Here is a 24,950-nt window from a genome sequence, read left to right on the forward strand (position 1 = left end):
ACCGCCGCGAGAAAGGTGAACCGGCTGTCATGACCATGACGGACCCGATCGCAGACTTCCTCACACGTCTGCGCAACGCCAATTCGGCGTACCACGACGAAGTGACCCTGCCGCACAGCAAGATCAAGGCCAACATCGCCGAGATCCTCAAGGCGGAGGGCTACATCACCGACTTCCACACCGAGGATGCCCGCGTGGGCAAGGCGCTCGTGGTGCAACTGAAGTACGGCCCGAGCCGCGAACGCAGCATCGCCGGGCTCCGACGGGTCTCCAAGCCCGGGCTGCGTGTGTATGCAAAATCCACCAATCTGCCGCGGGTGCTGGGCGGCCTCGGCGTGGCGATCATCTCCACGTCGTCGGGGCTGCTCACCGACCGCCAGGCATCACGACAAGGCGTGGGCGGCGAAGTCCTCGCGTACGTCTGGTAGCGGGGAGGAACAGGCAATGTCACGTATTGGAAAGCAGCCGGTTGCGATTCCCACCGGAGTGGACGTGACCATCGATGGTCAGAAGGTGTCCGTCAAGGGCCCCAAGGGCACGCTGGAACTCGCTGTCGCAGAGCCGATCACGGTGTCCCGCGGCGACGACGGCGCGGTCGTGGTCACCCGTCCCGACGACGAGCGGCGCAACCGCTCGTTGCACGGGCTGTCCCGGACATTAGTGGCCAACCTCATCACCGGTGTGACCGAGGGCTACACCACCAAGATGGAGATCTTCGGCGTCGGTTACCGCGTCGTGGCGAAGGGCAACACGCTCGAGTTCGCGCTCGGTTACAGCCACCCGGTCGTGATCGAGGCCCCCGAGGGCATCACGTTCGCGGTCGAGACGCCCACCAAGTTCTCGATCTCGGGCATCGACAAGCAGAAGGTCGGACAGATCTCGGCGAACATCCGCCGCCTGCGCCGCCCGGACCCGTACAAGGGCAAGGGCGTTCGCTACGAGGGTGAGCAGATCCGTCGCAAGGTCGGAAAGACGGGTAAGTAGACATGGCTACCAAGACAAATGGCCAAGCGGGCACCAAGGAAACCGTGCGCAAGCCGGTGGGACAGAACATCAGCGAGGCGCGACGCAGGTCGCGGTTGCGGCGGCATGCACGGTTGCGCAAGAAGGTCTCCGGCACCGCTGCGCGGCCCCGCCTGGTGGTCAACCGTTCGGCGCGGCACATCCACGTGCAGTTGGTCGACGACTCCGAAGGCGTCACGCTGGCCGCGGCGTCCTCGATCGAAGCCGATGTGCGCGCCGTGGACGGGGACAAGAAGGCTCACAGCACTCGGGTCGGGCAGCTCATCGCCGAGCGCGCCAAGGCCGCGGGCATCGAGGAGGTCGTGTTCGACCGCGGTGGGTACACCTACGGCGGACGGATCGCGGCGCTGGCCGATGCCGCGCGCGAAGGCGGGTTGAAGTTCTAGATGACGATTCCCAATAACGGAAGGAATGCATGATGGCCGAGCAGGCTGTTGGAGCCGGCGGGCCCTCGAGCACAGGAGGCCGCGACGGCAGAGGAGCGCGCTCCGACGACCGCGGAGGCCGCAGCGGCGGCCGCCGCGACGACCGTGGTGGCGGCCGTGGCCGCGACGGCGGTGACAAGAGCAACTACATCGAGCGTGTCGTCGCGATCAACCGCGTGTCCAAGGTGGTCAAGGGCGGCCGCCGGTTCAGCTTCACCGCGCTGGTGATCGTCGGTGACGGCGCAGGCATGGTCGGTGTCGGATACGGCAAGGCCAAGGAAGTTCCCGCCGCGATCGCCAAGGGCGTCGAAGAGGCACGCAAGGGCTTCTTCCGGGTTCCGCTGATCGGCGGCACCGTCACCCATCCCGTTCAGGGAGAGGCGGCCGCCGGGGTGGTCATGCTTCGTCCGGCCAGCCCGGGTACCGGTGTCATCGCCGGCGGCGCCGCGCGTGCGGTGCTGGAATGCGCCGGGGTGCACGACATTCTGGCCAAGTCGCTGGGTAGCGACAACGCGATCAACGTCGTGCATGCCACCGTTGCCGCGCTGAAGCTGCTGCAGCGTCCCGAAGAGGTCGCGGCCCGCCGCGGCCTGCCGATCGAAGACGTAGCGCCCGCACGGATGCTCAAGGCCCGCCGCGAGGCGGACGCCCTGGCCGCCAGCGCAGCGCGTGAGGGAACGGCATAACCACATGGCTGAACTCAAGATCACCCAGGTGCGCAGCACCATCGGTGCGCGCTGGAAGCAGCGGGAGTCCCTGAGGACGCTCGGTCTGCGCAAGATCCGCCAGTCCGTGGTCCGGGAGGACAACTCCCAGACCCGCGGACTGATCAAGACCGTCCACCACCTGGTGACGGTCGAGGAGGTCTGAGATGACGATCAAATTGCACGATCTGCGGCCCGCTCCGGGTTCGAAGACGGCCAAGACCCGCGTGGGTCGCGGCGAAGGCTCCAAGGGCAAGACCGCCGGCCGCGGCACCAAGGGCACCAAGGCGCGTAAGAACGTCCCCGCGACGTTCGAAGGTGGCCAGATGCCGATCCACATGCGGCTGCCGAAGCTCAAGGGCTTCAAGAACCGCTTCCGCACCGAGTACGACGTCGTCAACGTCGCCGACATCAGCAAGCTGTTCCCCAACGGTGGCACCGTCGGTGTCGCCGAGTTGGTGGCGGCCGGCGCGGTGCGCAAGAACACGTTGGTGAAGGTTCTCGGCGACGGCAAGCTGGCTGTCAAGGTCGACGTCACCGCCAACAAGTTCAGCGCGAGCGCACGCGAGAAGATCACCGCGGCGGGCGGATCGGCGACCGAACTCTGACTCTCGTCGTGAGCTGGCGGTAACATCGCCGCCTTTCGGCGCGATTACACTTTCGCCTGCCGACACCGAGGAGCAGCCCATGATTCGCCGCCGCCGCACCACCGTCGCGGTCCTGTTTGCCGCCGGAATCGCCGCGTTCGGAGCGGCAGTGCCCGCCCATGCCGACACCCCTGACGAACGTTTCACCCAGGCGGTGAACACCCTGGGAATCCAGGTGGCACCCGACACCGATCTCCCGGCGGTGGGCAAGCAGGTGTGCGGGATGTTCGCGTCCCAGGTGGTGACCAGTGTCAACCCGGTGCCCGCAGTCCGCGGTGTCGTGACCACGCTGCAGGGCAGCGGAATCAGCCGTGACCAGGCGGTGGGTCTGATGCGGGCGTCGGTGGGTGTGTACTGCCCGCAGTACGGGCGGTTCGTCGGACGCTGAGCCTCGGCCGCAGTCTCGAACAGGGTTCCGCGGCGTCGGTAGGCTCGATGCCATGTTCTCCTTCCTCACCGACGTACCGGGGCTCGACGACGTGCGGGCGCTGGCCCGCAAGGTCGACACCGCCCGCCACCACGGCGTGCCGGACGGCTGCATCCTCGAGCTCGATCTGCAGTCGGTGCCCCAAGAGACCGGCGGATTCGATCCGCTGATGCTGATCAACGCCTCCGGCAGGCCACTGCTGCTGCGGGAGACGGTCGAGGCCATCAATCGCGCCGCCGGGGACCCGAGGGTCGCCGGCCTGATCGCCCGCATCCAGATCCCGGCTGCCTCACCCGGACCGGTTCAGGAACTGCGCGAGGCGATCGTCGCGTTCACCGCCCGCAAGCCGTCGGTCGCCTGGGCCGAGACCTACCCGGGCACGCTGTCCTACTATCTGGCATCGGCTTTCGGCGAGGTCTGGATGCAGCCCTCGGGCACCGTCGGCCTGGTCGGGTTCGCCACCAGCGCGCTGTTCCTGCGCGACGCCCTCGCCAAGGTCGGCGTCGAGGCGCAGTTCGTCGCCAAGGGCGAATACAAGTCGGCGGCAAACGTTTTCACCCAGGACAGCTACACCGACTCGCACCGCGAGGCCGACAGCCGGCTGGTCGAGAGCCTGCACACACAGGTGTGGGAGGCGGTCGCGGCCTCGCGCGGTATCGAGACCGCCGCGCTGGACGCACTGGCCGACAAGGCGCCACTGCTGCGCGACGATGCGGTGAGCGCGGGCCTGATCGACCGCATCGGGTTCCGCGACGAGGCCTACGCGCGCATCGCGCAGCTCGGCGGTGCCGACGTCGAAGCCGACGCCGACGGTGACGAGGCGCCACCGCGGCTGTTCCTGGCGCGCTACGCCAAGTCCAAGGGGCCGTCGGTGTCGCTGCCCGGGCTAAAGACGCGGCCGACCATCGCCGTCGTCACATTGGCCGGTCCCATCGTCAGCGGGCGTGGCAGGCAGATGTCCCCGCTGGGATCACCGAGCGCCGGAGGCGACACCATCGCCGCCGCGCTGCGCGAAGCGGTGGCCGACGAGGACGTCTCGGCGATCGTGCTGCGGGTGGACAGCCCTGGAGGTTCGGTCACCGGGTCGGAGACCGTCTGGCGGGAGGTCGTCCGCGCCCGGGCCGCCGGAAAGCCCGTGGTGGCGTCGATGGGGGCGGTCGCGGCTTCCGGCGGCTACTACGTGTCGATGGCCGCCGACAAGATCGTCGCCAACCCCGGCACCCTCACCGGCTCCATCGGCGTGGTCACCGGCAAGCTGGTCGCCCGTGAGCTCAAGGGACGCCTCGGGGTCGGTTCCGACAGCGTGCGCACCAACGCCAACGCCGACGCCTGGTCGGTCGACGCGCCGTTCACCGACGAACAGCACGCACAGGTGGTGGCCGAGGCGGACCTGTTCTACACCGACTTCGTGCAGCGCGTGGCCGACGGCCGGGACCTGAGCGTCGAGGAGGTCGAAGGGGTGGCCCGGGGCCGGGTGTGGACCGGAGCCGACGCGGCCGAGCGCGGTCTGGTCGACGAGCTCGGTGGCCTGCGCACCGCGATCCGCCGCGCCAAGGTCCTCGCCGGGGTGGACCCTGACGAGAAGGTCACCGTCGTCAACCTTCCGGGCTCTTCGCTGCGGGACATGCTGCGTCCCAAGCCGTCGTCGCAGCCCGCCGCGGCGTCATTGCCCGACGCGGTCGGAGCGCTGCTGGTGGCATCGGTGGCCGGGGCCGTCGACAGCACCCAACGCTCGCTCAGCGGGACCAACGCACTGTGGCTCGGCGGCTGGCGGTTCTAGGCCGCCAGCCTCGCGCTGACGTAGACGATCTCGCCGAGAACGTCGTCGTCCCCGGCCGAGGGCACGGCGAGTCCGAAGTGTCTCAACAACTCGTCGCGTGGTGAACCCGCCACCTGCCAACCGTTTTCGCGTAGGTATTCCATCACGTGACTGCGCCGGCCGGCGTACACCAGCGACGCCATGTCGATCTCGAGACCGTGTTCGGCAAGCGGCGCCGTCATCTCGCGAGCCTTCTCGGCGTCGAAGTCCAGGATGCCCGGCGCGTACTCGGTGCCCACCGTGCTGCCCGTCGCGGACAGGCCGGTGATGAGGTCGAACAGCCGGTCCTGGGCCTCGGGTGGCAGGTAGATGAGCAACCCTTCGGCGAGCCAGGCGGTCGGCTGTGACGCGTCGAATCCCGCGTCCTGCAACGCTGTCGGCCAGTCTTCGCGCAGATCGATCGACACGGTCCGCCGGGTCGCGGTCGGTTCGGCGCCGAGGTCGGCCAAGGTCTGCGACTTGAAGGCGATCACGTCCGGCTGGTCGATCTCGTAGACCACGGTGCCGTCAGGCCACGGCAGCCGGTAGGCCCGGGCGTCGAGTCCGGATGCCAGGATGACCACCTGCCGCACCCCGTCGGCGGTTGCCGCCGTCAGGTGGTCGTCGAAGAACCTGGTGCGCACCGCCATCGCGTCGATCATCGACTGCATGCGTTCGGGTGAACTGCCCGGAATCTGCGACAGGTCCAGCTCGCCGTCGAGCATGCTGGTGAAGAAGTCCAGGCCCACCGCCCGGACCAGGGGAGCGGCGAACGGGTCATCGATCAGCCCCCGCGGATCGGCGGACGCGATCGCCCGGCCGGCGGCGACCATCGTCGCCGTGGCGCCGACGCTGGATGCGAGGTCCCACGAGTCGTCACCGGTGCGTGCCATGGAGACTCCTAACCCAACTCGGCCGACAGATAACCGGAATCGCCGACCATGGCCGTCAGGTGGTCGGCCGGCGGCTCGAAGCCGTTGGCGCGGTAGGCATCGGTGTTCGGGGTAACCGTGACCTGCCACCCCTGGGCGCGCAACCGGTCGGCCGCAGCGGTGCGGGGACCGGTGTAGAACAGCTCGGCCAGGTCGATGTCGCTGCCGTGCCTGCGCCCGCGTTCGGTCATCGCCTTGGCCCAGTCGCCGGTCAGCGCCTTGGCATCCATGTGCTCGGTGGCCAGCCTGCTGCCGGCTGCGCTGAGAGCGGTGATGCCGTCCAGCAGCCGGTCCTGGGCGTGCGGAGGCAGGTAGATCAGCAGTCCCTCCGCGATCCACGCGGTCCGGACGGTCGGATCGAACCCGCAGTCCGACAGTGCTTTCGGCCAGTCCTCGCGCAGGTCGACACCGACGGCCCTGCGGTCGGCCGCAGGGTTGGCACCGACTTCGGCAAGCACCCGGGTCTTGAACTCGATGACCCGGGGCTGGTCGATCTCGAAGACCACGGCGCCGTCGGGCCAGGACAACCGGTAGGCCCGGGTGTCGAGTCCGGAGGCCAGGATCACCGCCTGGTTGATGCCCGCGCCGGCCGCGGCGGTGAAGAACTCGTCGAAGAACCTGGTGCGCACCGCGATGTGCTCGCGCATCTGGCTCGCTCCGAAGAGTGGATCGTCACCGAAGTCGACCTCGCCGTTGGCCACCCGGATGAAGTGGGCAAGGCCCACCGCCTCGACCAGTGCGGCGGCGTACGGGTCATCGATCAGGGGGTCGGGTCCGCGGGCGGCGAACGCCCGCGAGGCGGCCACCGAGGTGGCGGTGGCGCCGACGCTCGATGCGAGGTCCCAGGTGTCGCTTTCGCTGCGTGCCATCGATCGCCCTACCTGACGGCGGTGACGTAGCGGACTTCGGCGAAGCCCTCGTCGTCATCGAGGGGAGCCATCCCGTACTTGACGAGCAGGTCGTTGGTGGGCGCCGCGGTAGTGCGCCAACCCTGCTCCTGCAGGTAGTCGGCGACCTCGGCGCGGTCGCCGAGGTACACCAACTCGGAGAAGTCGATGTCGAAACCGTGCTCGCGCCACTGGTCGGAGGTGCTCTGCATCCGGGTGCGGACCTCCTCGTCGTCCTCGGCGCGGTGCGGGGGCACGCCCTCGGCGCCGAGTCGGCTGCCCGCGGCGCTGAGTTCGGTGATCTGGTCGAGCAGTCGGTCCTGGGCCTCGGGGGGCAGGTATCCGAACAGCCCCTCGGCGATCCACGCCGTCGGCGTGGTGGTGTCGAATCCGGCTTCGGCGAGAGCAGCCGGCCAGTCGTGGCGCAGATCGACCCCGACCGTCCGCAGCTCCGCGCTCGGGGTTGCGCCCAGACCTGCCAGGGTCGTGGTCTTGAACTCGATCACCTCGGCCTGGTCGATCTCGAACACCACCATGTCCTGCGGCCAGGACAGGCGGTACCCGCGGGCGTCCAGGCCGGAGGCCAGGATGACGGCCTGGCGGATGCCCGCGGCGGTGGCGTCGGCGAAGAAGTCGTCGAAGAACCGGGTGCGGGCGGCCATCCCGTCGGCGAACCGGCGGATGCCGACAGGGGAGTTGTTGCTGTCGAGATCCTCGGGCGACAGTTCCCCGGTGGCCAGCTTGGTGAAGAACTCGACGCCGACCGCCTGCACCAGCGGCGCGGCGTACGGGTCGTCGATCACCGGATTCTGGGCCCGACTCGCTACGGCGCGGGATGCCGCGACCATCGTCGCGGTGGCTCCGACGCTGGAGGCGAGGTTCCAGGTGTCGTCGTCGGTGCGTGGCATCGGCTGCTCCCCAACTAATTAGGTGTATTAATGAACCACCGCCGACTGTACGCCGACCCGCGATCAGATTCGGGTGGGGGAACATGCTCCTGTTAGTCTCGTAGACTGTTTGAACGCGTGACTTGCGCAGGCCGTATGCCTGCTCGTGCCGTCGCGCGCACGACTTAACCGAACGCTGGTCACGCCAGCCACATGAGCACGCCGCGATCGTCAGGCCGTGCAGGAGGAAAGAGTGCTCTCGGCTTTCATCTCTTCGCTCAGAACACCGGACCTGAGGCGAAAGATCCTGTTCACCCTCGGCATCGTCGTTCTCTACCGCGTGGGTGCCTCGATACCGTCCCCCGGCGTCAACTACCCCAACGTCCAGCAGTGCATCGCCCAGGTCAGTGGCGGTGAGTCGGGGCAGATCTACTCGCTGATCAACCTGTTCTCCGGCGGTGCCCTGCTGCAGCTGTCGGTGTTCGCGGTGGGAATCATGCCCTACATCACCGCCAGCATCATCGTGCAGCTGCTGACCGTCGTCATCCCGCGCTTCGAGCAGTTGCGCAAGGAAGGCCAGGCCGGCCAGACCAAGATGACGCAGTACACCCGGTACCTGGCGATCGCCCTGGCGATCCTGCAGGCCACCAGCATCGTCGCGCTGGCCGCCAACGGCGGGCTGCTGCAGGGCTGCTCGCTCGAGATCATCCAGGGCCAGGGCGACGGACTGAACATCACCACGCTGGCCGTGATGGTCATCGTGATGACCGCAGGCGCGGCGCTGGTGATGTGGATGGGCGAGCTGGCCACCGAGCGCGGCGTCGGCAACGGCATGTCGCTGCTGATCTTCGCCAGCATCGCCTCCGCCATCCCCGGCGAGGGCAAGAGCATCCTGGACAGCCGTGGCGGCATGGTCTTCACCTTCGTCTGCCTGGCGGCACTGCTGATCATCATCGGCGTGGTCTTCGTCGAGCAGGGCCAGCGGCGTATCCCCGTCCAGTACGCCAAGCGGATGGTCGGCCGGCGGATGTACGGCGGCACCTCCACCTACCTGCCGCTGAAGGTCAACCAGGCGGGCGTCATCCCGGTCATCTTCGCCTCGTCGCTGATCTACATCCCGCACCTGATCACCCAGCTGATCGACAGCGGCAGCGCCAACCCGAACACCGGCTGGTGGCAGACGTTCGTCGCCGAGTACCTGACCGACCCGAGCAGCCCGGTCTACATCGCGATCTACTTCGGCCTGATCATCTTCTTCACGTACTTCTATGTGTCGATCACGTTCAACCCCGACGAACGCGCCGACGAGATGAAGAAGTACGGCGGCTTCATCCCGGGCATCCGGCCGGGTAAACCGACCGCCGACTACCTGCGGTTCGTCCTGTCCAGGATCACGCTGCCGGGCTCGGTCTATCTCGGTGTCATCGCCGTGCTGCCGAACATGTTCCTGCAGATCGGCAACACCGGTGCAGTGCAGAACCTGCCGTTCGGTGGCACCGCGGTGCTGATCATGGTGGGCGTCGGCCTGGATACCGTGAAACAGATCGAAAGCCAGCTGATGCAGCGCAACTACGAGGGTTTTTTGAAGTGAGAGAGGGTTCTTAAGTTGAGAATCGTTTTGCTGGGGCCGCCCGGCGCGGGCAAGGGTACGCAGGCACAGAAGCTGGCCGAAAAGCTCGGCGTCCCGCAGATCTCCACCGGGGACCTCTTCCGGTTCAACATCAGCAACGGCACCGAACTCGGGCTGGAAGCCAAGAAGTACCTCGACGCCGGCGACCTGGTCCCGGCCACGCTGACCAACGCACTGGTCGACGACCGGCTCAACGACGAGGACGCGGCGGGCGGATTCATCCTGGACGGTTTTCCGCGGTCGGTCGAGCAGGCCAAGGCCCTCAACGGGATGCTGTCCAAGCGCAACCTGTCGCTGGACGCGGTGCTGGAGTTCCGGGTGCCGGAGGACGAACTCGTCTCCCGGCTCAAGGGCCGCGGCCGCGCCGACGACACCGAGGACGTCATCCGCAACCGCTTCAAGGTGTACCGCGACGAGACCGCGCCGCTACTGGACTACTACAGCGAGAACCTGGTCACCGTCGACGCCGTCGGTGAACTCGACGAGGTCTTCGCCCGTGCGCTGAAGGCTCTCGGCCGCTAGAACCCATGGTTTCTCTGCCTGGCCTGCGCGGCCGCAAAGTGGTCGCCCAGCGCACCGCCGCCGAACTCGATGCGATGGCCGCCGCCGGCGCGCTCGTCGCCGCGGCGCTGCGGGCGGTGCACCGGGCCGCCGTGCCCGGTGTGTCCACCCTCGAGCTGAATGCCGTCGCCGAGTCGGTGATCCGGGACGGCGGCGGAGTGCCGTCCTTCCTCGGCTACCACGGTTTCCCCGCCAGCATCTGCTCCTCGGTCAACGACCGCGTCGTGCACGGCATCCCGTCGGCCACCGAGAAGCTCGCCACCGGCGACCTGGTGTCGATCGACTGCGGCGCCATCCTCGACGGCTGGCACGGTGACTCGGCCTTCACCTTCGGCGTGGGTCAGGTGATCCCCGCCGACGACATGTTGTCCCGCGCGACCCGGGAGTCCATGGAGGCCGGCATCGCGGCCATGGTGCCGGGGAACCGCCTGACCGACGTCTCCCACGCCATCGAGCTCGGAACCCGGGCGGCCGAGGCGCGCTACGACCGCAAGTTCGGAATAGTGGCCGGCTACGGCGGGCACGGTATCGGTCGCAGCATGCACATGGACCCGTTCCTGCCCAACGAAGGCGCACCGGGACGCGGTCCGTACCTGGCCGCGGGCTCGGTGCTGGCCATCGAACCCATGCTGACGCTGGGCACGACTAAAACCGTCGTGCTCGCCGACGAGTGGACCGTCGTCACCGCCGACTGCACGCGCGCCGCGCACTGGGAGCACACCGTTGCCGTCACCGACGACGGACCCCGGATCCTGACCGCTGGGTGAGCGTGGCCTCCGACCCGCCCCCGGCCACGCGCGACCCGATCGCGGTGGCGCGCGCCAACTGGGAGCGCTCCGGTTGGGGCGACGTCGCCGACGGCATGGTCGCGGTGACCTCGGTGATGCGCGCCCACCAGATCCTGCTGGCCCGCGTCGAGACCGCGCTGCGCCCCTACGATCTGAGCTTCTCCCGTTTCGAGCTGCTCCGGCTGCTGGCCTTCAGCCGTACCGGCGCACTGCCGATCACCAAAGCGTCGGACCGGCTGCAGGTGCACGTCACCAGCGTCACGCACGCGATCCGCCGGCTGGAATCGGACGGGCTGGTGCAGCGGCTGCCGCACCCGACCGACGGCCGTACCACGCTGGTGCAGATCACCGGGTTGGGACGCTCGACCGTCGAGGATGCGACCGTGACGCTGAACAACGACGTGTTCGCCGACATCGGCATGTCCGCCGCCGAGTCGACGGCTCTGGCGCAGTCGATCCAGACGCTGCGCCGCAGCGCGGGCGACTTCTAGTCAGCGGGTGGCTGCCGGTACCGGGATGGTCGCGGTGACGGTGGTTCCCGACCCGGGCCGCGACCGGATGTTCAGCCTGCCACCGACGATCTCGGCGCGTTCCGCCATCGACAGCAGGCCGTAGCCGCCCATCTCGTCGCTGCCCAGAGGATGCTCCAGGGTGTCGAATCCGACCCCGTCGTCGACGATCTCGAGCCTGGCGGTCTCGCCCTGGTCGCCCCGGGTCATCGTGAAGGTGAGCCGGGCCCGGGTGGCCCTGGCATGTTTGACGACGTTCTGCAGGCATTCCTGGGCGATGCGGTACAGCGCGAGCTCGATGTGGTCGGGTAGCCGCTCGTCGGCGAGGTCGACCTCTATCCCGACCTGCGGGATCGAGCGCGCCAGGCTCGCGAGCCCGCCGGACAAGCCGAGATCGTCCAGCACCGGGGGCCGCAGCCCGCTGATCGCGGCGCGGGCCTCCTGCAGCGTCAGGTCGGCCAACTCCCGCGCGCGGTCGAGTTGCTCGGTCAGCGCGACGCGGTCGTCGACTGCCTGGGCGGCCGCGTCGAGGCGGTAGGACAGCGTGACCAGACGCTGCGAGATGCCGTCGTGGATGTCGCTGGCCAGCCGCCGCCGCTCGAGCTCCTGGGCCTCGATGACCTGCTCGACGAAGTTCTCGTGAGCGCGTTCGCGAGACACCAGCTGCCGGTGCAGACGCGCCTGGTGCATGGACCCGGCGATCAGCCGGCCGATGACCAGCAGCAGCTGGACATCGCGGTCCTCGAACTCGCGCTCGGCCACGGTGTGCACGTTGAGCACCCCGACCAGCCCGCCGGGGTCCGTCTCCATCGGCACCGACACCATCGACGTGAAGTCGCGTCCGCGTAGTGACTGGAACGGCAGGTACCGCGGGTCGGACTCCTTGTCGGAGCGGATCACCACCGGTTCCCGGTTGCTGGCGACCCACCCCGAGATGCCCTGCCCCAACGGCAGGCGGATCTTGCCGACCTCGGCGTCGAACGGCGGCGTCGCCCCGGCCAGCGTCAGCGACCGCTCGGTGTCGTCGAGGACGTGCACAAAACACACGTCGCTGTCGGTGGCGGCGGTGATGATCCGCGCCGCCGCCGCGGCCAGCGGTTCGACACCGGGGCCGCTGGAGGCAGCCTGGATCAACTCCCGGAGCAGGGCGAGCTCGCGGTCGGCCGCCAGCACCGGCCGCGACGCCGAGGTCACTGGTAGATCCCCTCGCGCAGCGCGGTCGCCACCGCACCGGTGCGGTCACTGACGCCGAGCTTGCGGTAGATCGAGCTCAGATGGGTTTTGACGGTTTCGTCGCCGATTACCAGCTTGGTGGCAATGGCGCGGTTGGACAGACCGTTGACGACGAACGACAGGATCTCGCTCTCCCGCTGGGTGAGACCCTGACGAGCGCCGGGCCAGAACTCGTCGCGCTGCAGGCGAGCCGCGGTGTCGACCGCCCGGGCAGCCATGCCGGGGTCGATCGCCGTCTCGCCGCTGTGCACGAACTCCAGCTGGCGCACCAGTTCCTCACTGCTGATGCTCTTGAGCAGATAACCGGCGGCCCCGACCCGGAATGCCTGGAACAGGTACTGCTCGTCGTCGTAGACCGACAGCATCACGACCTTGCGGTCAGGATCGCGCTCCCGCAGCTGGCGGCACACATCGAGCCCGCTCGACCCCTGCATACGTACGTCACAGAGCACGATGTCGGGGTCGAGGTCGCTGACCACGCTGACCACGTGGTCAGGCCCGACTGCCTGACCGACCACCGTGACGCGGCTGTCGAAAGCGGCCAGCATCGCCTTGAGTCCTTCGATGACCATTTCGTGGTCGTCGACCAGGACGATGCGCACCGGCGAGGACATTTCCCCACCTTAGGGCCGGTGGCCGCCGGGTCTGCCCAACTTGGCGCGCTGAATCCCCCAACTGGGGGAGGCGCCCGGGGTGTGACCTGGGACACCATTCATTCGTGCACCCGACATCGCAGAAAGCATGGAGAGCCGGTCGATTCTGGTGGGATTGGCCCCAACCGAGTGATTCCACCGTGCAGCCGCTGCGCGCGGTGGTCTTCGATCTCGAGGCCCTCGCTGACATCGACAGCGCAGGGCACCGCCCCGCGTTCAACGCCGCCTTCGCCCAGCTCGGGCTGGACATCGAGTGGTCGGTCGCGCGGTACCGGCAGCTGCAGGCGCTGCCGGACGAGCGTCGCCGTGTCGCCGCCGAGTTGCGCAAGCGGGGCGTGCGCACCGAGTGCGACGTGCTGACCGAGCTGCTGGTCGACGAGATCTGTGCGGCGAAGGAGATGATCCTGGACGAGACGATCCTCGACGCCGACCTCGTGCCCAGGGCCGGTCTGGTCGACCTGATCGCCGAGGCGTTCGGGGCCGGCATCGGGATCGGGATCGTCAGCCCGGGCCGGCACGCGTGGGTCGAGCCGCTGGTCCGCCAGCTTGTCGGCGAAGGGCTGGTGGGCACCGTCGTGACCGCCGCTGATGTGGAAGCTGTTCCCGACGCACCGGGCGCAAATCTCTACTCGGCCGCCCTGGCCGACCTCGGGGCCTCGGCGCAGGATTCGCTCGCGTTCGCGGGGTCGCCGGCGAACCAGCGCATGGCGATGGCCGCCGGCCTGGCGACGGTGCTCGTCGACGGCGACAGCGCGGCGAGCGCACCGCTGCGGGTGGCGGACTGCCAACGAGTGCACGACACCTGGCAGGAGTCGCCGCGACCGTCAGCTGCGTAACGCCTCGATGACGGCGCTGAAGTCCAGTGTGGCGTTGATCTTGTCGGACTCCATGAACTTCGCGTAGATCTCGGCGGCGTGACTGCCCAGCGGCGCCGAAGATTCCGTCGACGCCACCGCGGCCATCGCCAGGCCGAGATCCTTGTTCATCAACGCCGTCGCGAAACCGGGCTTGAAGTCGTTGTTCGCCGGTGACGTCGGAACCGGGCCCGGCACCGGGCAATTCGTGTGTACCGCCCAGCAGTTTCCGGTGGCCCCGGTGATCACGTCGAACAGTGACTGGGCGGGCAGGCCGAGCTTCTCGGCCAGCACAAAAGCCTCGCCGATCGCGATCTGCTGAACCGCCAACACCATGTTGTTGCACAGTTTTGCGGCCTGCCCGGCACCGGAGGCGCCGCAGTGGATGACCTTGCCCGCCATCGGGTCCAGCGTGGGCCGCGCCCTTTCGACGTCGGCGGGCTCACCGCCGACCATGAACGCCAGCGTCCCTGCGGCCGCGCCCTTGATACCGCCCGAGACGGGGGCGTCGATCTGGTTCAACCTGGCCGCCACCGCCTGTTGGTGGATATCGCGGGCGTCGTCGACGGAGATCGTCGACGTGTCGATCAGCAGCGCGCCCGTGCGGGCCGCCGGCAGTATCTCGGCATAGCAGGACTTCACCACCGCCCCGTTGGGCAGCGAGGTGATGACCACGTCGGCGTCGGCCACTGCCTCGGCGCCGCTGCCGTAGACCGCCGCGCCCTTCTCGGCGGCGGCGTCGCGCAATGTGTTCACCGGGTCGAAGGCCCGCACGGTGTGCCCTGCGGCAACCAGATTGGCGGCCATCGGACCGCCCATGTTGCCCAGCCCGAGAAATGCGATTGTCGTCGTCATCCCTGACATCCTTGACATCCCCTCACGATGCGCGGGCACGAGCAGCTTGGGCCGCATTGCGGGCTCCGCCCGCGACCGCCCGTCCGATCACCACACGCATGATTTCGTTGGTACCTTCCAGGATTCGATGCACGCGCAGATCCCGGACGATCTTCTCCAGCCCGTACTCGGTGAGGTAGCCGTAGCCGCCGTGCAACTGCAGCGCCTGGTCGGCCACCTCGTAACAGACGTCGGTGACGTAGCGCTTGGCCATCGCACACAGCTCCACTTTGTCAGCAGCACCGGCGTCGAGTGCGGATGCCGCCCGCCACAACATGATCCGGGAAGTCTCCAACGACGTTGCCATATCGGCCAGGGTGAACCGGATGGTGGGCTCATCGATCAGCGGCCCACCGAAAGCCTCCCGGTCACACAGGTACCGGGTGGCTTTCTGGTAGGCGGCGCGCGCACCACCGAGCGAGCACGCGGCGATGTTGATGCGGCCGCCGTTGAGCCCGTTCATCGCGATCCCGAAACCGGTGCCACCCTCCGGGCCGCCGAGTAACGCATCGGCGGGCACCCGGACCTTGTCGAAGACGACCTGTGCGGTCGGTTGCGCGTTCCAGCCCATCTTTGCTTCGTTGGCGCCGAAGCTGAGCCCGGGAGTGTCCTTTTCGACGATGAACGCGGAGATGCCGCGTGGGCCTTCTGCGCCGGTGCGGGCCATCACCACATAGACATCGGAGACTCCCGCTCCGGAGATGAACTGCTTGACCCCGTCGAGAACCCAGTCGGATCCGTCGCGGACCGCGCGCGTGCGCAGCGCCGAGGCGTCCGAACCCGCACCGGGCTCGGTCAGGCAATAGCTGGCGATCGACTCCATGGTGGCCAGCTGGGGCACCCACGTCTTTCGCTGTTCCGGTGTGCCGTAGCTGTCGATCATCCAGGCGCACATGTTGTGGATCGAGATGAACGACGCGACCGTCGGGTCGGCGGCGGCGAGTTCCTCGAAGATCCGCACCGCGTCGAGCCGACGCAGCCCGCTGCCGCCGACCTCCTCCGAGCAGTAGATCGCGGCGATCCCGAGCTCGGCGGACGCACGCAGTACGTCGACGGGGAAGTGTTTGTCGGCATCCCAGTCAAGGGCATGCGGCGCAAGGCGTTTGGCGGCGAACGCTGCCGCCGTGTCGACGATGACGCGCTCGTCGTCATCCAACTCGAACAGGGACATCGGACTACTTCAGCTCAGTTCATTGTCGGGATGACGAACTCGGCGCCATCCTTGATGCCCGACGGCCAGCGCTCGGTGACGGTCTTGACCTTGGTGTAGAACTGGATCGACGCCGGGCCGTGCTGGTTGAGGTCGCCGAAGCCGGAACGCTTCCAGCCGCCGAAGGTGTGGTAAGCCACCGGCACCGGGATCGGGACGTTGACGCCCACCATGCCGACCTGGACCCGGGACACGAAGTCACGCGCGGCGTCGCCGTCGCGGGTGAAGATCGCCACCCCGTTGCCGTACTCGTGCTTGGACGGCAACGCCAGTGCTTCCTCGTAATCGGCGGCGCGCACGATGCACAGCACCGGACCGAAGATCTCGTCGGTGTAGATCGACATGTCGGCGGTGACGTGGTCGAACAGGGTGGGGCCGATGAAGTGGCCCTTCGACAGGTCTTGGTCGTCGAAGGTGAGTTCGTCGGTGCTGCGCTCGCGGCCGTCCACCACGAGTTCGGCACCTGCCTCGACGCCCTGACCGATGTAGTCGCGCACGCGTTCCAGTGCCGCGCCCGTGACCAGCGGCCCGTAGTCGGCCTTGGGATCGAGGCTGTGCCCGACCCGCAGTTGGTTGACCCGCTCGACGAGTCTGTTGCGCAGCCGCTGCGCGGTCTGTTCACCCACCGGGACCGCGACGCTGATCGCCATGCACCGCTCGCCCGCACTGCCGTAGCCGGCGCCGATCAACGCGTCGACGGCCTGGTCGAGATCCGCGTCGGGCATCACGATCATGTGGTTCTTGGCGCCACCGAAGCACTGGGAGCGTTTCCCGTGGGCGGCGGCGGTGGAGTAGATGTACTGCGCGATGTCGGAAGAGCCGACGAAGCCGACGGCTTGGATGTCGGGATGGGTGAGGATCGCGTCCACCGCCTCCTTGTCACCCTGGACGACCTGGAAGACCCCGGCGGGCAGTCCGGCCTCGCCGAAGAGTTCGGCCAGCCGCAGCGGGACCGAGGGGTCGCGCTCGGAAGGTTTGAGGATGAACGCGTTCCCGCACGCAAGCGCCGGGCCGGCCTTCCACAGCGGGATCATCGCCGGGAAGTTGAACGGCGTGATGCCGGCGACCACGCCGAGCGGTTGACGGATGGAGTAGACGTCGATGCCGCCGCCGGCGCCCTCGGTGAACTCACCTTTGAGCAGGTGTGGGATGCCGATGGCGAACTCGATGACCTCGATGCCGCGCTGGATGTCGCCCTTGGAGTCGGGGACGGTTTTGCCGTGTTCGAGACTGAGCAGTTCGGCCAACTCTTCGACGTGCTGGTTGACCAGGTCGATGAACTTCATCATCACCCGGGCCCGCCGCTGCGGATTCCAGGCGGCCCACTCCTCCTGTGCTTCCACGGCCGTGGCCACTGCGGTGTCGACGTCGGCCGCGCTCGCCAGGACGACCTGCGCCTGCACTTCGCCGGTGCTGGGGTTCAACACGTCGGCGGTGCGGCTGGACTGCAGTTCGGTGCGCTTGCCTTCGATGAAGTGGGGGATCCGGGTGGCCGCCGTCGTTGAAGTCATTGGTGCGTTCCTCTCGCCTAGATACTTGGATATCCTAGTAATGCGGGGAGGGTGTTGGCAAGACCGGGAGATCAGGTCCAGGTGGGGAGCAGCCCGCTGGCCTGCACCTGCGCGAGAGTCGGTGCGGCGCGGTCACGTTCGGACATGATCAGCTGGGCATCGGTCAGCGGCCACGCGATGTTTAACGCCGGGTCCAGCGCGTTGACGGTGTGTTCGCGCGCGGGGTCGTAGCCCGCCGAACACAGGTACATCACCGTCGAATCGTCCTCGAGCGCCACGAAGCCGTGTCCCAGTCCCTCGGCGAGATACACCGACCTTCGCGAGGTGTCGTCCAGGGTCACCGCGTCCCACTGCCCGAACGTCGGTGACCCCGAACGGAGGTCGACCGCAACGTCGAAGATGGCGCCGCGGACGCACGTCACGTACTTGGCCTGGCCGGGCGGTACCTGCGCGAAGTGCAGACCGCGCAGCACGCCGGCACGCGACACCGAGCAGTTCGCCTGCCGCAGGTCGAACCGGTGCCCGGCGAACGCGGTGAAGCCGGCATCGGTGAACCACTCGAAGAAGTCACCGCGAGAATCCGAGTGGATCTCAGGTGTGATCTCCCAGGCGCCCGGGACGGCCAGCTCGCGTGCGCTCACGATCCACGCGCCTCGTACCGGGCCTCTGCCACGTCCTTCATCGGAGCCCACCATGAGCGGTGATCGCGATACCAGTCGATGGTGTCGCGCAGCCCGGTCTCGAAGTCGAGGTGTGCGGGTCGCCAGCCCAACTCGTCGCGCAGCGGTGACGGATCGATCGCGTACCGCAGGTCGTGTCCGGCCCGATCGGTGACGTGGTCGAAGTCGTCGGCGGGGCGGTCCATCAGCCGCAGGATCGTGCGCAGCACCGACAGGTTGTCCCGTTCACCGTCCGCGCCGATGAGGTAGGTGCGTCCGGGCTCGCCGTCAGCGAGGATGCGCCACACCGCGCTGTTGTGGTCGTCGACGTGAATCCAGTCGCGCACGTTGGCGCCACGGCCGTAGAGCCGCGGACGCCGACCGGTCAGCACGTTGGTGATCTGGCGTGGGATGAACTTCTCGACGTGCTGGTAGGGCCCGTAGTTGTTCGAGCAGTTGGAGATCGTCGCCGCCACGCGGTACGAGCGTACCCACGCCCGGACCAGCATGTCGGCGGCCGCCTTGGTCGCCGAGTACGGGCTGGAGGGGTTGTACGGGGTGGACTCGGTGAACCGCAGCGGGTCCTCGAGCGCCAAATCCCCGTACACCTCGTCCGTGGAGACGTGGTGCAGGCGAACGTCGTGGTGGCGCACCGCTTCCAGCACCGAGAACGTGCCGAGGACATTCGAGCGGACAAACGGCTCCGGGTCCGCCAGCGCATTGTCGACGTGGGTCTCGGCGGCGAAATGCACGACGGCGTCGGACTCGGCGACGAGCTTGTCGACCAGGTCGGTGTCGGTGACATCACCCTGCACCAACCGGATGTCGCGCTCGACCGGGGCCAGCGACTCCCGGGAACCGGCATAGGTCATGGCGTCGAGGACCGTCACCGCCACCTCCGGGTGCTCCCGAACGGCACCGTGCACGAAGTTGGCACCGATGAAACCGGCGCCGCCGGTGACCAGCAGCCGCATGCCAGACCCTAGCTACCCAGGCCCAGCGGCCCCGCCAGCTCCTCGAGTGTCGACAGCAGTTCGTCGGATCCGCCCAGGACCTGGATGGCGACGTGGTCGGCGCCGGCGGCGTGGTGCTCGAGCAACCGGGCGGCGATGGCGTCGGGAGAACCGTAGGCGACGACCGCGTCGATGAATCGGTCGGTGCCGGGCTTGACCAGGTCCTCGTCGGTGAACCCCAGCCGCTTCCAGTTGTTCAGGTAGTTCGACAGATCGAGGTAGAAGCTCACGGTCTCCCGCCCGATCTTGCGGGCCGCCTCGGCGTCGTCGGTCAGCACCACCTTGTGTTCGGGTGCCAGAAGTACTGTGGGGCCGAGCAATTCGCGCGACCGACCGGTGTGTACCGGTGTGGTCAGGTACGGGTGCGCACCTGCACTGCGCTGCGCCGCGAGCTGCAGGACCTTCGGCCCGAGCGCCGCGATCACCATCCGGCTTGTCGGCACCTTCGCGGCGTCCAGAGCATCCAGATAGGAGACCAGCGCCTCATAGGGCTTGCGGTACTCCTGGGTGTGCTCGGGGTGCCCGACGCCGACCCCGAGGACGAATCTGCCGGGGAAGGCCTTCTCGATGCGGTGGTAGGACTCGGCGACTTCGCTCGCTTTGGCGGTCCAGATGTTCACGATCCCGGTGGCCACCTGCAGGTGCTGGGTCTTCTCCAGGATCGGCTCCACGAATGCCAGGTCGGCGGCGGGAGATGCGCCCACCCAGACCGTCCCGTATCCGAGCTTCTCGATCTCGACGGCCTGCTCCGGAGTGACCGGTGCGCCGGTCCACACTCCGAAACGGCCTAGGGCCGGCTTGAGCGACACACCCTCTGTTGCGTTCATGTCTGCCCCCTTCGGTTCGGTTTGTCGGGTACCAGCTTGGCAGGTGGCGGCTGAAGGTGGTCAGGCACCGGTCGCAACGTCGTCTGCCGCGAGCGCGGGAGCCGGTGCGTGCAACGGAAGGCGGACGACGAACTTGGTGTCCCCGGGCCGGGATTCCACCGACAGGTTGCCGTGGTGCTTTTCGACCACGATGCGCCACGCCAGATCGAGGCCGAGGCCGGTGCCCTCGCCGAACGGCTTGGTGGTGAAGAACGGTGTGAAGATCCGCTCGATGATGTCCTCGGGGATGCCGGGGCCGTCGTCGGCGATCTCGACTCGGATGGTGCTCTCGCTCTCGCGCATGGTGCGGATCGTCAAGGTGCCGCGCCCGTCCATCGCTTGGATCGCGTTGTCGACGATGTTGGTCCACACCTGGTTGAGGTCACCCGGGTAGCACCCCAGCTCGGGCAGCGACTTGTCGTACTCCTTGACGAGCTTGACGGGAGTGTCCTTGCCGATCTTGCCGCCGAACATCATCAACGTGCTGTGCAGCAGCTCGTGGATGTCGGCGGTCTGGTACTCGGCGCGGTCCATCTGCGAGTACTGCTTGGCGCCGGCCAGCAGCGCGGAGATCCGCTTGCTGGCCTCGGCGATCTGGTTCATCAACAACTCGTTGTCGATCGTGTACTTCAGCCAGCCGATCGCCCCCGGAAGCGTCGCCGAACAGTCGACGTCCGCGATCGACGCCTCGACGCGCTCCAGCCAGTCCACGTCCAGGCCTGCCTCGACGAACGTGGGTGCGTAGTCCCAGGCCGCGGCGATCCCGTGGTCGTCGAGCCAGTCCCCGATCTGGTCCTCCCGATCGGAGGTCTCCAGCGCCGTGAGCTCCTGCGACTTCGACTTGGCCACTTGTTCGGCGACCTCGTCCTGGATGCTGACCAGCACCTTCAGCGCGGCCGGGGTGAACTCCCCGTCGGCGAGCATCGCGAGCTTGTGGCGCATCTTTCCGACGCCCTCGCGTAGGTCGGCGACCGCGCGTGCGGTGGCGCCGGCGGGGTTGTTGAGCTGGTGGGTCAGGCCTGCCGACAGTTGGCCCAAAGCCAGCAGCTTCTCCCGTTGGCCGAGGATCTGGCGGTCGCGAAGTCCGCCGACCTTGTGTCCCTCCAGCAGGTGCACTGCCATCGGGAACTCCTTGTGCATGAAGTCGGCGAAGGCGTTGGCGTCGAGCACGAAGAACCGCGACGGGCGGGTCACCCGGACTGACGCCTGGTAGAGGTGTTCCTCGTTGGGGATGTAGGCCGACCAGGCCCCGCAGTACACCCCGCGCTGCGATGTCCGATTGGTCTCGATGTCGACCCCGCCCGAGCGTTTCGACATCACCAGCTCACCGTCGATCAACACGTAGAAGCAGGTCGCCGGCTCCCCCTCGATGTGGATCGGACCAGGCTCGAAGGTTGCGATGTAGCCGTTGTCGCACAACGTCCGCAGCTGTTCGTCGGTCAGCGCCTCGAACAGGAACAACGTGCGCAGTTCGTCGGGTAGACACTTCTCGCCCATGGTGGTTCCTTCCAGCCTTAGCTCGTAGCCTCTGCGGCCGGGGCTTCCAACGGCAATAACGCTATGAAACGCGTATCACCGGGTGCGGATTCCACCCACAGGCTGCCGCGGTGCTTGTCGACGGTGCGGGCCGCGAAATCGAGCCCGAGGCCGGTGCCCTCGCCGATCGGTTTGGTCGTGAAGAACGGGTCGAAGACGCGGGCCTTGTGTTCCTCGGGCACCCCGGGGCCGTCGTCACATACCTCCACGCGCGCGCAGTCGCCCTGGCGGCGGGTCCGCACCGTCAGGGTTCCCACCGACTGCATGGCCGTGACCGCGTTGTCGATCAGGTTGGTCCAGACCTGGTTCAGCTCGGCATGCCAGCAGGGGATCGGCGGCACCGTGTCGTCGAAGTCCTCGACGACCGCGATCTGCGGCCCGAGCTTGTGGGTCAGCATCGCCAGGGTGTCGGTGAGCAGGGACCTGAGGTCGGCGACGTCGTAGGGGGCGCGGTCGAGCTGCGAGTACTGCTTGGCCTGTTGGACGAGTTCGGACACCCGCGCTGTGGCCTCGGCGATCTCGTTCATCAACAGCTCGGTCTCGACCGTGTGGCTCAACCACCGCACCGCGTGGTCCAGCGAACCGGCGGTCTCGCTCATCGCCGCCGAGACCCGGTCCAGCCAGTCGACGTCCAGCGCGGCTTCGGCGAACACCGGGGCGATGTCCCAGGCGTCGGCGATGCCGCGCTCACCGAGCCACTCGCCGAGTACCTCCTCGCGGTCGGATTTCTGCAGCGGACTCAGCCTGGGCGCCTGGGTCAGGGCCGCGGCGGCCACGTTGCTGATGTCGACGAGCGCCTGCATCGAGGCCAGGCTCATCGAACCGTCGGCGAGCAGGGCGAGTTTGTTGCGCAACCCGGCTACCCGGGTGCGAAGCTCCGAGGTGGCGCGGGCCGCCGCGGCCGCCGGGTTGTTGAGTTCGTGGGTCAGCCCGGCGGTGAGCTGAGAGAGTTGTCGCAGCCGGTCGTGCGGACCCACGATGCGGTTCTGGCTGAACCTGCGCAGCGCCGCGCCGACCAGGAAGTGGCAGGCCATTGGGAACTCGGAGCGAAGGAACGCGCCGAGGGCGGCGGCGTCGATGATGAACATCCTCGACGGCAGCGTCACCCGGGCCGACGTCTCGTAAGCCTGCTCGTCCTCGAGGAACGCCGACCACGCGCCGAAATACGCGCCGGGCTGCGAGGTCCGGACCGTCTCGATGTCCACACCGCCCGAGCGCTTGCACAACACGATCTCGCCGTCGACGAGCACGTACAGACACGTCGCCGGTTCGCCCTCGACGAACAGCGTGGCGGGTGCGAACTCGGCGATCCGGCCACCGGCGCACAACCGATCCAGCTGGTCCTGGCGCAGCGACTCGAACAGGAACAGCGAGCGCAGTTCGGTGGTGTCACAGTCGGCCATCGGGTCGGTCCCGCTATGTCTCGGCGAGATAGCGGTGAACCAGCATGACCGCCATCGACCCTTCGCCGACGGCCGCGGCCACCCGCTTGGCGGAGTCGGCGCGCACGTCCCCGGCGACGAACACCCCGGGAACGCTGGATTCCAGATGGTGCGGCGGCCTCTCCAGCGTCCAGCCGCTGATGTCGCGCAGATCGGGGCCGGACAGGATGAACCCGTGGTCGTCGCGCACCACCACGCCGTCGAGCCACTCGGTGCGGGGTTCGGCGCCGATGAAGATGAACATCCGTCCGCAGCGGAATTCCTCGCGGGCCCCGGTCCGGGTGTTCTCCAGGCAGATGCCCTCCAGGTGGCCGTCGCCCTTGGCCGCGTGCACCACGGTGTGCGGCAGCTCCTTGATGTTGTCCCGCGCCCTGATCTGCTGGATCAGGTAGTGCGACATCGAGTCCTCGAGGGTGCGCCTGCTGACGATCGTCACCGATTTCGCGGTACGCGACAGATACATCGCGGCCTGCCCTGCCGAGTTGGCACCGCCGATGACGTAGACCTCGTCGCCGTCGCAGTCGGCTGCCACCGACGTCGTCGCCCCGTAGTAGACGCCGGCCCCGGTCAGGCCGGCACACCCTTCGGCGGCCAGCTGCCGGTATTCCACGCCCATCGCCAGGATCACCGCTCGGGTGCCGATCGACCGGCCGTCGGACAGGTGCACGGTGCGGGCGACTCCGTCGATCTCCAGACCCGTGACCTCGGCGGCGGTGATCAGCTCGGCTTTGAACTTCTCGGCCTGCCTGCGGGCGCGTTCGGCGAGCTGTGAGCCGGACAGGCCGTCCGGGAAGCCCAGATAGTTCTCGATGCGGGAGCTCTGGCCGGCCTGGCCGCCCGTCGCGGTGCGCTCGATGAGCACGGTCTTGAGGCCTTCGGAGGCGCCGTAGACCGCCGCCGCCAGGCCGGCCGGGCCGCCGCCGATGACCACCAGGTCGTAGAAATCGCCGGCCGGGGTGGTGGTCAGCCCCAGTGTCGCCGCCAGCTCCGAGTCGGTGGGATCGATGAGCGTCGCACCCTGTTCGGTGATCACCACCGGGAGCGTCATGCCGTCCTGGCCGGCCGCCTCCAGCAACCGGGCGCCCTTCGGTTCGTCCGAGCGGAACCATGTGTAGAACAACCGGTTTCGGGCCAGGAACTCGCGCACCTCGGACGATCGCGCGTTCCACGGGTGACCGATGATCTTGGTGTGCGGGATCGCCCGGTCGCCGCTGGCCCGCCACGCCTCGACCAGCGCGTCGATCACCGGGTACAGCTTCTCCTCCGGGGGGTCCCAGGGTTTCAGCAGGTAGTGGTCGAGATCGACGACGTTGATGGCGTCGATCGCAGCGTGGGTGTCGGCGTAGGCGGTGAGCAGCACCCGCCTGGCGGCCGGGAAGATGTCCATCGCCGCTTCGAGGAACTCGATACCGCTCATCTGCGGCATCCGATAGTCGGCGACGAAGACCGCCACCGTCTCGCCGCGCAGCTTCAGCTCGTTGAGTGTCTCCAGCGCGTCGGGACCCGACTCGGCGCGCACGATGCGGTAGTTCTCGCCGTAATGACGGCGGAGGTCGCGGGCGACGGCACGCGACACCGCGGGGTCGTCGTCGACGGTCAAGATCACGGGTTTTCTTGGGGCACTGCCGGGGCCGGTCATCGCGCTCAATTATGCGCCCGGTGTCCAGTGGATAACCGTGTCATCCCTGAAGGGGCGGGGTGCTGTCAAGGCTTTGGCGGACCTGGGGTTTTGCCGATTTTCGGCCTCCGTGTGGGCGGCATCGGGTAAGGGCCGGGGTCAAGACGGAGCGCCCGCAGCGTAGCGAGGACGAACGGTCTTGATCACCGCGCCCGTGCCGATGCATACTTCGGCGGATGCCGG

27 protein-coding genes are annotated in these 24,950 nt (G+C 68.0%); 13 read left to right on the top strand and 14 right to left on the bottom strand.

The window, feature by feature from the left end:
* Positions 1-29 precede the first annotated feature (29 nt).
* The 8 genes from rpsH (at position 30) to sppA (ending at position 5,006) form a co-directional block, all read left to right on the top strand.
* Positions 30-428, top strand: a complete 399-nt coding sequence (gene rpsH / locus WA944_RS10385; RefSeq protein ID WP_159230594.1) for a 30S ribosomal protein S8 — start codon at positions 30-32, stop codon at positions 426-428.
* 16 nt (positions 429-444) lie between these two features.
* Complete coding sequence (rplF, locus tag WA944_RS10390; RefSeq protein ID WP_526372786.1) at positions 445-984, top strand: 50S ribosomal protein L6; 540 nt, start codon at positions 445-447, stop codon at positions 982-984.
* 2 nt (positions 985-986) lie between these two features.
* Entirely contained in the window at positions 987-1,409 is a 423-nt protein-coding gene (gene rplR / locus WA944_RS10395) for a 50S ribosomal protein L18 (RefSeq protein WP_526372787.1), read from the top strand.
* A gap of 32 nt (positions 1,410-1,441) precedes the next feature.
* Positions 1,442-2,134, top strand: coding sequence for a 30S ribosomal protein S5 (rpsE, locus tag WA944_RS10400; RefSeq protein WP_200845953.1), 693 nt, complete (start codon positions 1,442-1,444; stop codon positions 2,132-2,134).
* Between the two features lie 4 nt (positions 2,135-2,138).
* Complete coding sequence (rpmD, locus tag WA944_RS10405; protein ID WP_159230598.1) at positions 2,139-2,318, top strand: 50S ribosomal protein L30; 180 nt, start codon at positions 2,139-2,141, stop codon at positions 2,316-2,318.
* A gap of 1 nt (position 2,319) precedes the next feature.
* Positions 2,320-2,760: a 50S ribosomal protein L15 gene (gene rplO, locus WA944_RS10410; RefSeq protein WP_370332509.1), complete on the top strand. Its 441-nt coding sequence runs from the start codon at positions 2,320-2,322 to the stop codon at positions 2,758-2,760.
* A gap of 79 nt (positions 2,761-2,839) precedes the next feature.
* Positions 2,840-3,187, top strand: coding sequence for a DUF732 domain-containing protein (locus tag WA944_RS10415; protein WP_526371594.1), 348 nt, complete (start codon positions 2,840-2,842; stop codon positions 3,185-3,187).
* 52 nt (positions 3,188-3,239) lie between these two features.
* The gene (gene sppA / locus WA944_RS10420) at positions 3,240-5,006 is read left to right on the top strand and encodes a signal peptide peptidase SppA (RefSeq protein WP_526371592.1); all 1,767 of its coding nucleotides are present in this window, start codon (positions 3,240-3,242) and stop codon (positions 5,004-5,006) included.
* Here the strand turns inward: sppA and WA944_RS10425 are convergent.
* The 3 genes from WA944_RS10425 to WA944_RS10435 are packed head-to-tail and all read right to left on the bottom strand — an operon-like array spanning position 5,003 to position 7,751.
* The gene (locus WA944_RS10425; protein WP_526371590.1) at positions 5,003-5,917 is read right to left on the bottom strand and encodes a class I SAM-dependent methyltransferase; all 915 of its coding nucleotides are present in this window, start codon (positions 5,915-5,917) and stop codon (positions 5,003-5,005) included. The two genes, sppA and WA944_RS10425, sit on opposite strands and share 4 nt — an antisense overlap.
* 8 nt (positions 5,918-5,925) lie before the next feature.
* Entirely contained in the window at positions 5,926-6,825 is a 900-nt protein-coding gene (locus WA944_RS10430; RefSeq protein WP_526371588.1) for a class I SAM-dependent methyltransferase, read from the bottom strand.
* An 8-nt stretch (positions 6,826-6,833) separates the two neighbouring features.
* Positions 6,834-7,751 (bottom strand): class I SAM-dependent methyltransferase, encoded by a 918-nt coding sequence (locus WA944_RS10435; protein WP_526371586.1) that lies wholly within the window; start codon positions 7,749-7,751, stop codon positions 6,834-6,836.
* Between the two features lie 232 nt (positions 7,752-7,983).
* Here WA944_RS10435 and secY point away from each other — a divergent pair, with 232 nt between their 5' ends.
* The 4 genes from secY to WA944_RS10455 are packed head-to-tail and all read left to right on the top strand — an operon-like array spanning position 7,984 to position 11,200.
* Positions 7,984-9,321, top strand: a complete 1,338-nt coding sequence (secY, locus tag WA944_RS10440; protein ID WP_163895723.1) for a preprotein translocase subunit SecY — start codon at positions 7,984-7,986, stop codon at positions 9,319-9,321.
* A 15-nt stretch (positions 9,322-9,336) separates the two neighbouring features.
* Entirely contained in the window at positions 9,337-9,882 is a 546-nt protein-coding gene (locus WA944_RS10445) for an adenylate kinase (RefSeq protein WP_526608876.1), read from the top strand.
* Positions 9,883-9,887: 5 nt separating this feature from the next.
* A complete protein-coding gene (gene map / locus WA944_RS10450; protein WP_526646874.1) occupies positions 9,888-10,688 on the top strand; it encodes a type I methionyl aminopeptidase in 801 nt (266 codons plus the stop codon).
* Positions 10,689-10,690: 2 nt separating this feature from the next.
* On the top strand, positions 10,691-11,200 hold the full coding sequence (locus WA944_RS10455) for a MarR family transcriptional regulator (RefSeq protein ID WP_526610781.1): 510 nt from the start codon (positions 10,691-10,693) through the stop codon (positions 11,198-11,200).
* On the opposite strand, the gene WA944_RS10460 is transcribed toward WA944_RS10455, so the two are convergent.
* Both WA944_RS10460 and WA944_RS10465 read right to left on the bottom strand, forming a co-directional pair.
* On the bottom strand, positions 11,201-12,412 hold the full coding sequence (locus tag WA944_RS10460; protein WP_163888400.1) for a GAF domain-containing sensor histidine kinase: 1,212 nt from the start codon (positions 12,410-12,412) through the stop codon (positions 11,201-11,203). It abuts the gene before it with no gap.
* Positions 12,409-13,065 (bottom strand): response regulator, encoded by a 657-nt coding sequence (locus WA944_RS10465; RefSeq protein ID WP_163888401.1) that lies wholly within the window; start codon positions 13,063-13,065, stop codon positions 12,409-12,411. The genes WA944_RS10460 and WA944_RS10465 overlap by 4 nt, the downstream gene beginning before the upstream one ends.
* A 104-nt stretch (positions 13,066-13,169) precedes the next feature.
* Between WA944_RS10465 and WA944_RS10470 the strand changes: the two genes are divergently transcribed.
* Entirely contained in the window at positions 13,170-13,940 is a 771-nt protein-coding gene (locus WA944_RS10470) for an HAD family hydrolase (protein WP_526375293.1), read from the top strand.
* Here the strand turns inward: WA944_RS10470 and mmsB are convergent.
* The 9 genes from mmsB to WA944_RS10515 all read right to left on the bottom strand — a co-directional run bounded on the left by mmsB (position 13,929) and on the right by WA944_RS10515 (position 24,728).
* Positions 13,929-14,813: a 3-hydroxyisobutyrate dehydrogenase gene (gene mmsB / locus WA944_RS10475; RefSeq protein ID WP_526375291.1), complete on the bottom strand. Its 885-nt coding sequence runs from the start codon at positions 14,811-14,813 to the stop codon at positions 13,929-13,931. The genes WA944_RS10470 and mmsB overlap by 12 nt on opposite strands.
* A gap of 22 nt (positions 14,814-14,835) precedes the next feature.
* The gene (locus tag WA944_RS10480; RefSeq protein WP_526375297.1) at positions 14,836-16,017 is read right to left on the bottom strand and encodes an acyl-CoA dehydrogenase family protein; all 1,182 of its coding nucleotides are present in this window, start codon (positions 16,015-16,017) and stop codon (positions 14,836-14,838) included.
* 20 nt (positions 16,018-16,037) lie between these two features.
* Positions 16,038-17,573, bottom strand: a complete 1,536-nt coding sequence (locus WA944_RS10485; protein WP_526610770.1) for a CoA-acylating methylmalonate-semialdehyde dehydrogenase — start codon at positions 17,571-17,573, stop codon at positions 16,038-16,040.
* Positions 17,574-17,644: 71 nt separating this feature from the next.
* Positions 17,645-18,214: a dTDP-4-dehydrorhamnose 3,5-epimerase gene (rfbC, locus tag WA944_RS10490; RefSeq protein WP_526375236.1), complete on the bottom strand. Its 570-nt coding sequence runs from the start codon at positions 18,212-18,214 to the stop codon at positions 17,645-17,647.
* Positions 18,211-19,206: a dTDP-glucose 4,6-dehydratase gene (gene rfbB, locus WA944_RS10495; protein WP_526375234.1), complete on the bottom strand. Its 996-nt coding sequence runs from the start codon at positions 19,204-19,206 to the stop codon at positions 18,211-18,213. Before rfbB ends, rfbC begins: the two co-directional genes overlap by 4 nt.
* A gap of 8 nt (positions 19,207-19,214) precedes the next feature.
* Complete coding sequence (locus tag WA944_RS10500) at positions 19,215-20,072, bottom strand: LLM class F420-dependent oxidoreductase (protein ID WP_526375232.1); 858 nt, start codon at positions 20,070-20,072, stop codon at positions 19,215-19,217.
* A gap of 60 nt (positions 20,073-20,132) precedes the next feature.
* Positions 20,133-21,608: an ATP-binding protein gene (locus WA944_RS10505; RefSeq protein WP_526610774.1), complete on the bottom strand. Its 1,476-nt coding sequence runs from the start codon at positions 21,606-21,608 to the stop codon at positions 20,133-20,135.
* 17 nt (positions 21,609-21,625) lie between these two features.
* Entirely contained in the window at positions 21,626-23,050 is a 1,425-nt protein-coding gene (locus WA944_RS10510) for an ATP-binding protein (RefSeq protein ID WP_526646876.1), read from the bottom strand.
* Positions 23,051-23,063: 13 nt separating this feature from the next.
* Entirely contained in the window at positions 23,064-24,728 is a 1,665-nt protein-coding gene (locus WA944_RS10515) for an NAD(P)/FAD-dependent oxidoreductase (RefSeq protein WP_526375226.1), read from the bottom strand.
* Between the last annotated feature and the right edge of the window lie 222 nt (positions 24,729-24,950).

Origin of the sequence: Mycobacterium sp., assembly GCF_049683355.1 — a bacterium.
Classification (GTDB): Bacteria; Actinomycetota; Actinomycetes; order Mycobacteriales; family Mycobacteriaceae; genus Mycobacterium.